3 protein-coding genes are annotated in these 9,261 nt (G+C 58.7%); 2 read left to right on the top strand and 1 reads right to left on the bottom strand.

Annotation, left to right across the window (positions count from 1 at the left end; genetic code table 11):
* A partial coding sequence (locus PLU72_06615; GenBank protein ID HOT27842.1) for a uracil-DNA glycosylase occupies nucleotides 1–943 on the top strand: 943 nt, incomplete at its 5' end.
* 333 nt (nucleotides 944–1,276) lie between these two features.
* Nucleotides 1,277–4,036 carry a carboxypeptidase-like regulatory domain-containing protein gene (locus PLU72_06610; GenBank protein ID HOT27841.1) on the top strand — a complete coding sequence of 920 codons (2,760 nt, stop codon included), beginning with the start codon at nucleotides 1,277–1,279 and terminating at the stop codon, nucleotides 4,034–4,036.
* Between the two features lie 4 nt (nucleotides 4,037–4,040).
* Here the strand turns inward: PLU72_06610 and PLU72_06605 are convergent, their stop codons facing one another.
* Complete coding sequence (locus tag PLU72_06605) at nucleotides 4,041–9,230, bottom strand: hypothetical protein (protein HOT27840.1); 5,190 nt, start codon at nucleotides 9,228–9,230, stop codon at nucleotides 4,041–4,043.
* Nucleotides 9,231–9,261: the final 31 nt, after the last annotated feature.

Raw genomic sequence — 9,261 nt, 5'->3', positions numbered from 1 at the left:
TCACCAAGGTGTTCCGCTCCGATTCCCCGAGTTCGAAGGACGAAGCGTAATGGCCAGGAAAAAGAAAGAGGGCGGCGCCGGCCAGCCCCCGGCAAGCGTCGATCTGTTCGAGATCCTGACCCCACCTGGGCGGGAATCGCCGTATGATTTCGAACTGGCTCGGCCGTCGACGAAGAAGAGCTGGGCCGAAACGTTTTTTGCCTGGGCTCAGGCAGATATTGAAGCCGGCAAGGCATCCTCGAGCCTGTCCGGCATCGAAAATAGCACATCAAGTATTATACAGGATTCACCCCATGTCATCGACGCGGTGGCGTCATATGCAAGTGATTCGGGCGTGAGCGAGGTTTCTTCCGCGGCACAGGACACAGACGATTCGTTCGAGAAGATTCGGGCAGATATCGCGGCATGCAGGCGCTGTTCTCTCTGCGAGACCCGCACGAACACGGTCCCGGGAGAAGGCAACCCCCATGCTCGTCTGATCCTGATCGGCGAGGCGCCGGGCGCCGACGAGGACGCGACGGGTCGCCCGTTCGTGGGCCGCGCCGGCCAGCATCTCGACAAGATTCTCGCCGCCGCGGGATTCAGGCGCGAGGAAGTGTTCATCGGCAACATTCTCAAGTGCCGCCCCCCCGACAACCGCACGCCGACCCTCGATGAGATGAAATGCTGCACGCCGTTCCTGCGGCGCCAGCTTGCCCTCATCAAGCCCCAGCTGATCGGACTGCTCGGCAACACCTCGTGCAAATACGTGCTGGGCCCAGATGTGCTCGGCATCACGAAGATCCGCGGCACATGGTTCGATTCGATTTTCGGCATCCCCTGCATGCCCATGTATCACCCGTCGTATCTGCTCCGCAACCAGTCGCGCGAACGGGGCAGCCCGAACTGGGAAATGTGGCAGGACATCCAGGCCCTCAAGCGCCGCTACGACGAACTCGCCTGAAAAACAGCGCAACGCACCACAGAGACACTGAGCCACAGAGGTTTTCGGGCGCATCGTGACGCGTTCGGAAACTCCGGAAAAGGAATTCTCAGGTTTTCATCTGTGCCATCTGCGGATCGGCTCTCGATACGAAACCAACATGCCAGTCGCGAACCGCCCCGACGGATATAGTGCGGTCGTTTTTGTGTCTTTGGGGTGAAATTTTCTCTGTGCCTCCGTGACTCTGTGGTGAAGCTGTTTTCCAAGACTGAACCATGATGTCTTCAGCCCTTGTACGATTCGGGACGATCTGGTAAAATGCGGGGCATGAGGATCTTGAGGTGGATCGCCGTCATGGCGGCTCTGGCGCTCGCGGTTTCGGGGTGTCTGGGAGCCGGGGGCGGCGGCGGCGTTTCGACCCAGCCGGCGGTGGCCACACAGGTTTCCGGCCAGGTGTATTTTGCCGAACGACAGCTCTATGGGGGAATCGCCGTCGTCGCGAAAAACGCCGCCGGCACCACCGTCGCGACGACCTACACCGGAAACGCCGGCATCTTTTCATTCCAGAACCTGGCGGCGGGCATCTACAGCCTCACGGCGACGACGGGAGACAGCGAGACGCTCTTCGCCACGGGGCTCCAGATCGGCGCGGACCAGCCCGTCCAGGTACCGGAAACATCGCTGCTGGCGGTGAAGGAGGCCTACTTCGACCGCATCACGAGCTCGAGCGTCAGGCTCGTGTTCAAATCGAACACTGCCGCTGTTTCCCAGATTTCCTACGGTGCTTCGACGCTCAGGACGACGGTTTCCGCGTCCGCGGCGACTTCTCATTCGATCGAGGTGACGGGGCTGGCATCGAACACCTATTACGACTTCACGATCCACCTGCAGACCACCTCCGGCCAGCGCGTGACCCGCTCTGGGCTCGGCACCTGGACAGCCTCGGGCGCCACGCCGACGAACCTCTCCATCTCGATAAATAGTGGTGCTTATGAATCACACAGTTCGGCCGTCACCGTCTACCTGCGAGCCTCCGGCGCGACGCAGATGCGGGTCGGCCAGAAGGCCGATCTGTCTGACGCTCTTCTCGAAACGTATGCCACCAGCAAAAGCATCACTCTGTCAGGTCCTGACGGCACGAAAACCGTGTATGCCCAGTTCCGCGATGCAAGCGGCAACGTCTCACCGATCCTCAACGCATCGATTTTTCTTGCTACCGGCAAGGAAGGATATCTTGGCGTATGGATCGAAAACGGCGCCACAGCAGTCACTTCCACGAATGTCCTCCTGAATCTCTTGTATCCAGGTGCAGACAAAATGCAGGTGGCCAACGACGCCGAGTTCACCGTCTCCTATTGGGAGCGCTACACGCAGTATCGTCGCTGGAATCTTCCTTCCGGAGACGGCACAAAAACCGTCTACGCCCGCTTTTCCGGAACAGGCATCGACTCGAGTCTGGTCTTTTCCGCCTCAACGCTTCTTTCCACACCCACGGAAACTGCTTCGGGAACAGCATCGGGAACTACTGGAATTTCCTCCTCAACTGTTGATCCCGATGTCCTAACAGACATGATAATCGGTCGTAACGCGCTACCAACGACGAATGCAGAAAATATTTCAGGAAAAACATTCACTCTCATGTTAGAGGGCGACTCAATCCAACTTACCGCAGCCGTCATCGAAAGGGGGTCACTCTCTTCTGCTAATGGGCCAACAATCATCGAAAGCTCACCGATATGGACTGTTAATGGAATCACCGGAGGGAATGAGGCATATGGCACTATTGATTCATTGACAGGTGCTTATAAAACTCCCAATGCACGTCCAGCGGTCAGCAAAATAGAAATTAGGGCAACTTCACAGAATCAATATTCTGAATCTGGAGCAACATCAGTTCGAAGTGCATCAATATATATCGACTTACAAGATTTCTGGAAACCTAGAAAAGACGGCATGAAAAATGATGCAGGCCGCGACATTCCTGTATACTGCCTGATTGCGGATCCAATTTGGCAACCCAATGAAGATTATTTTCTATTTGCCGGCACGAATGGAAACGGCGTCTGGTGGGCTCGTGTCGACTCCACGGTTGAAACTGATGCAGCAACATTTACCTGGAATAAAAGCGGACTTGCCTCGACTGCCCTGATCACACCTTTAAGTCATATAGTAAATTCGCTTGCAATCAACACGTCAAATCACGACATCGCGGCTGCAACAGAAGATGGTGTTTTCATCCTCGGAGGCGGCATAAGAGACTATTCTCAAGTCATTTCCATCGCTTCGGGCGCCACCAAAGGAATCGCTTGGGATCGGCATAACCCCGACTATCTTTACATCACACAAGACTTTGGAATCGACCGAATTTTTCAACCATACACAGAACAACCTGTTAAACAAACATTTTGGCTTAAAGATTATTATACCGCAACCAAAATGGTGGAAAGAACAAATACGTTTGCAAGCCCACCTGTCCCAGTGCAAGCGTATCCCAATAATACAGAGCTTCTCTATACAGGGACTATTAGATCTTTGAACCTCTCTTTTTCTGATCCAAATCTACTTTATTTCGGAACAGAGAATGGCGAATTCGGCTATATCAAGAATGCTCAAAAAGGAACTGGTCCTCTCGTTTGGCAAACCAATCAGCCGGTTTTCGACACTGAGACAGGCGCATCTCGTAGCTTCGTTAACGGATATTGGCTGGTAGACAACAATTCGAAATCATTGTCTCCGCCAAATGGAATTATTACTGATATATCAGTTGATCCCAATAGTCCCTGGACAATGCTTGTGTCTTCTTCGGTCGGAGCCTTCAGAAGCATCAACAAAGGAGTGAGTTTCACTTCCCTTGGGGTTGTTACAGGAATCAACGCACGTGGCACCCTGATTGATCCAACAAATGTTACGTATTTCTTTGTCGGAGCTGAAGATGGCCTATTTCGATCAAAAGACGCGGGTGCAACTTGGACAAAGATCAGTTCAGGCCTTGGTGGGCAACTTACAGTGAACTGCTTCACCCAGTCCGAGGGGCCGCCCGGCTCGAAGCGGCGCATCTGGGTCGGCACCACCGGCGGAGTCTACGCCGGCGCCAAATCGCTCGACCTGTACTGAGCCGTCACCAGCTGCCTCCGCGTATCCGCTGAACGCGGTTGTTTCCCCGTTCGACCACATACAGGTCGTTCTCGATGACGGCAATGCCCCACGGCTCGGAGAACTCGCCAAGCTGGGTCCCTGGCCGGCCGAACCGATAAAGCGTATTGCCGTTCATGTCGAACATGACGATCTGCCCGCTTGCGGGATCGGTGGCATAGATTTTCGTCGCGGAGATGCAGAACGAGGCACCGGGAGCCCCAATATTGTAACTGGTATAGGAAGTGTTGAGTTCCTTGTCATACACGGAAATTCGACCAAGCCCCTGTTCGAGAATGTAGACTCGCTGGTCGGAGGCGTTGAACCGCACGGCCGCAGGAGCGCTGAGCCCGGTCTTCTTGCTGTAGAATGCATCGTTCGGAATATCCCATTTTACGACTCTCCCGTTGGCACGGTCCGCGATATAGAATACCGAAGCCTCCACTGCATCGACATTTCCCACAATCTGCATGTCGGTTGGATGATCGAGCTGATCATCGCTGCCACCAAGCGGAAATTGATATGTTTTCGCCGGCTTGATCATTTTCTCCGCCAGATCGCCAGCAGCGAATCGTTTTATCCGACTCGTTCCGGCACCGATATCCATTTCCAGAGAATAAACGGAATCACCTGCACCGGAGATGGTTATCAGGCTGTTCGTTAATAAGCCACCGGCTGTCAGGTTCTGAGAGACCGTCGCCGGATCGGGCTCGAGCATCAGATCGCCGCTTGCGGTGAGCAGCCTGCCCCGCTTGAATTTGACGATTTCAGAATTCGAGGCGTTCGCGACGAACACGGTATCCAGGTCATATCCGACGATTCCCGTCGGATTCGAGAGTCCCCGAGAAATCCTGGAATTATCATAAATTTCCGCATCCCAGACCCAGAATTGAATCGTTGTCGTGGCTACCGAGCCGAAGTTGTCCGTCGAGGTGAGGACCACCGTCTGCGTACCAGGATTTTCGATATTCAACGAGAGGGACGCTCCCGTGGTTCTGAAATTTCCAGGAGGGAAATACCACGAGAGGCTTGCCGCAGGCTGTATTCCTCCCAGTTCGTAATCCGTTCCCGTCGCATTCAGAACGATCGGAATTCCGGGGCTGGCAATGAATATCGGAATATCGCCAGGCGCGGTTGCATACTGGGCAGGACTCACTATCAGCGCGGTAGCGGTCGGCAGTCGATTCACCAGAATCGTCATGCTGTTCAGGCTCTCAAAATCGGCGCTGTCGGTGCCGACGTAGGTGATCGTGCGCCGGCCGCTTGCGATGGCGTTCGTCGTGGCCGATTCGCCGGTTCCGAATGCGTTCGTCTCGTCCCAATACCAGTTCATGACGATCGTGGTGCCGGACGAGTCGGGAACCGCCGTGAATGTGGTATCGATACCGGTATCGACGCGCGTTCCTGAAGCCGGAGAGGTGATCTCCGACACGGGGTATCCGATGAAGATGGTACGAGTGACGGAGGCTTCCAGTCCCAACTCATCGGTTGCCCACAGGGCGATCCGATGTGAGCCGGTCGCAAGCTCGCCGGCAGCGATATTCACGTTTGTGCCGGTTTTCCAGGGAGCCCCGTCGAGATACCACTTCAGATTCGCGGAAGGCACCGGCAGGTTCGTGCTCTGCGTGCCTGCTCCGATCATCGAGTAGGCATGTCCCCCGAACACGATGTCGCCGTTCTGCACGGCGACGCCGCTTCCCCAGGAGAGAGCGACGGTTGGCGGGTCATCGACGAGGATCTGGATGGTGTGCGTCGCGCCACGGCCCAGCCGATCAGTGCCGGCGTAGGAGATCGTATGAAGCCCAATCGCAGGCGCATACGACACCGAGTCGCCGGTGCCGAACTCGACGCCGTCGTCATACCACCGCATCGCGATCGTGTCCGTCGAGGGCGGAACGGCATTGAACGTGACGTTCGAACCGCCGGTGAACTGTGTTCCCGAAGCCGGGCTCTGAATGGACGGGAGGGTATACCCGAAATAGATGGAGCTCGTCGCGGCTGAAGCAATGCCGCTGGAATCGACCGCCACGAGGCCGATACGGTGTAGCCCCGTCGCCACCTCCGCCGGCGCGACGAGATTCGGCGAGTTGGTCTTCCAGAAGGTTCCGTCGAGATACCAGGTCAGATTTCCGGAAGGAATGGGCGCCAGGGTGACGGCCTCCGTGGCCATGCCGATCAGGTTGATGCCATCTCCACCGAACAGGCACGTCCCGTCCGGTGGCGTAATCGCGAGGCCAGGCTTGGCCCTGACCAGGACCATGATGTCGTCGCGGTTCCCGATCCCTGCTGTATCAGTACCTATATAGCTTACGTAATGCCATCCAAGTGAAGGGGAATCCGTCGAAACCATCGTCGTGTTTCCAAGCAACCGCCGTCCCGGTGAGTCGTAATCGAGCCACCACTGCATCGGGATCGCCCCGTCCGCCACAGGCGCTCCGTTGAGAACGAGCTGCTCCGACGGATCGAACGTCGTCCCCGATGCCGGGGCGGTGATCTCGGGAAGCGGGTATTCGATCGTGATATCATGCGACACCGAACCGATCGCCCCTCCGAGAAGACTCAGGCCGGCAAGCGTGACGCGCCTTGCGCCCGCGGCCTCGACGCCGGACACCAGGTCGAATGACGCGGTGGCCGTTTTCCAGGGCGCATCCCCGCGCGAATCGATGTACCAGGTCATGCGCCCCGCCGGCATCGGGCTGAGGCCGTCGGAATCGGTGCCGACGCCGCGGAACGGAATGGCGGTGCCGACGAAGAAGACGCTTCCCGACAGGGGCGTGAACGCCATCAGCGGAAGGTTTTCGACGATGAGGTCCACCGAGTCGGCGCTGACGACTCCCTGACTGTCCGTGCCCACGTAGGATATCGTATGGCGGCCCGCCGGGAACGTATGGATGAGAGGCGTGTCAGCACCGATTCTTTCGGCCCCCGCCCCGCCCCAGCTTCTCCACCATTCCATCGTCAGAGCGCCGATCGACGAGGGGGTCGCCGTCAAGGTCACGGGCGTTCCGATGTCGACGCGGGTTTCGTCAGCAGGGCTCGTGATGGATGACGGCGTCACGCGGACGTGGAACCGATGGGTCACGCTTCCAATCGAGGAAAGCGCCCCGGTCCCCTCGAGCCGGACGCGATGGGTTCCGGCCGTGAGGGCGGTATCCGGAACGTCGAACGAGCCGATTCCCGTCCGCCATGCAGTCGGGGCGTCGTCGAGAAACCAGGTCATCCGGGTCGGGAGAATCGCCGCGCCGTTCGTGTCCGTTCCGACGCCCTGAAAGGCGATCGTATGGCCGCTGAAAAAGGCCGCATCATCGGCCGGCGTGAAATCCATCGCGGGCGGCAGATTTATTCTTACCGTTATACTTGCCGTGCCGATCCCGCCTTCGGAGTCGCGTGCGAACAGGGTGATGTGGTGAGAACCTGCGGACAGATCGGACCGGCTGATACTCGGTCCCGATGCGAGGAATCCGTCGATACTCGAATTCCAGCCGAGCGCGTCGTTCGCGGTGATCGCCCCGTCTTCGAGATCGACGGCGCTGCCCTCGAAGTTCACCGCCACATTCTCGAGGTAGCTGGTTTGGTCCGCCGGGCTCGATATGGTGACGACGGGGCGGGCATTGACGACGGTGATATCCTTCGTCACCGTGGCCGCTACGTTCTTGCTGTCGACGGCACGGAGAGCGATCTGGTAGGCTCCGCGTGAAACGAATACCCAGGAGAAATCGCGCGTGCCCCTCGCCACGGGCTGCAGGGCCGAAGAGCCCGTCGCAAGATACCAGGTGAGGCTGGCGGCGGAAATCGACACCCCCTGGTAATCCCTCGCCTCGCCCCTGAACGCCACCGTCGAGCCGGCTTCGAACTGCGACTCGGTCGGGGACGTGATCTGCGCCGCCGGGAGTGAGGATATCAGAATGGACACCGTGCGCTCAATTCGCGTCGTGGCGTCCGAGACGACGAGGGTGATGACCGCCGTATCCACGCTTCCGGCGGAAATAGCCGGCGAGCGCCAGGCGAACGTCGTTCCGGAATGCGACGTCGGCGTTCCCTTCGTGGCGGTCCACGAGACGGCCGGGGTGACATCGGAAGGCCATGTAATACTCGCTATATAATTAGCATCCGTATTGCCCTGTATCTGCGCAGTCGCCGTCCCGGTGATTTCCGCGAGCTTCCTGGGGGCGTACAGGGTGATTTCGCCCGGGATTTCGGCACTGCCGGGAGGCGAAACGTAGATGACGAACTGCGCCTTGGAGGTGAGATACGGGCCGTAACCGGACGTCTCTCTCGCCTCGAAGGTGACGGTAGCGGAGGCGGCGTCCGCGGGCGCGATCCAGGTGGCCGAAAAACTCGCGACCTGCGAAAAGCTCCCGCCGCTGGAGAACCAGGAGGTCGCGAGAGAGTCGCCGTCCTGGTCGGACGCGGCCGCCGAAAGGGGAATGGCCCCGTTTCCCTCGGTCGTGCGGAGAGGCGCGGTCAGACATACGACTGGAGGGTGGTTCGTGCTTCCGGCCGGAACCATGGTCGTGCCGATGACGACCTGGGTATCGCTCCTGAAAGTGCCGTCCGGGATTGCGAGCACGCCCCGCTCCCACGCGGTTCCCGCGGGCGGCTCGATGAAAATGTTTCCAACACCGCCGGCCGGCATATATGGCGACTGATATATACCGTTCCCCATCGGATCGAACGGCTCGCCCCAGACGCTCACGGCGCAGTTCGCTGCGGCCTGGCCGGCCGGTGTGTAGACCAGGAGCCGAGCACGGCGGTCGGCAACGTCGGCCGGGGCGACCGAAAGATCGACCTGGGCAGCCGGGGCGTCGGCTGTGAGCGCGGCCTGGCCGAGGGAGCGCACCTTGTAGGTGTTGCCGCCGAGGGAACGGACCCTGACGAGGACGTAATATCTGCCGAACGGGATGCCGTCGATGCGATATGAGCCGTCGGCGGCCGGCACCGCGGTTATCGAGGGGTTTTCCTCGAGAAAAACGACGGCGTCACCTGGTTGAACCGAGGCGAGCGAACGGGTCGACGAGGCATGAACGCTGGCCAGACCGGACTGGAGCGTCAGTTTTCCCGAAATATGGCCGAGCGTTCCGGAAGAGCCGGCAACGCCGCCTCCCCCACCGCCCCCGCCCATGCATCCGATCAGGACGCCGAGGGCCACGACCAGAAATACCGCCAGCCTCTTCATTGGGGAAGGATATCATAAAACCAGCGCGCAG

This window comes from Candidatus Ozemobacteraceae bacterium (assembly GCA_035373905.1).
Classification (GTDB): Bacteria; Muiribacteriota; Ozemobacteria; order Ozemobacterales; family Ozemobacteraceae; genus MWAR01.
Note: the sequence above shows the minus strand (reverse complement) of the source record. Positions and strands in the feature narration are given on the sequence as shown.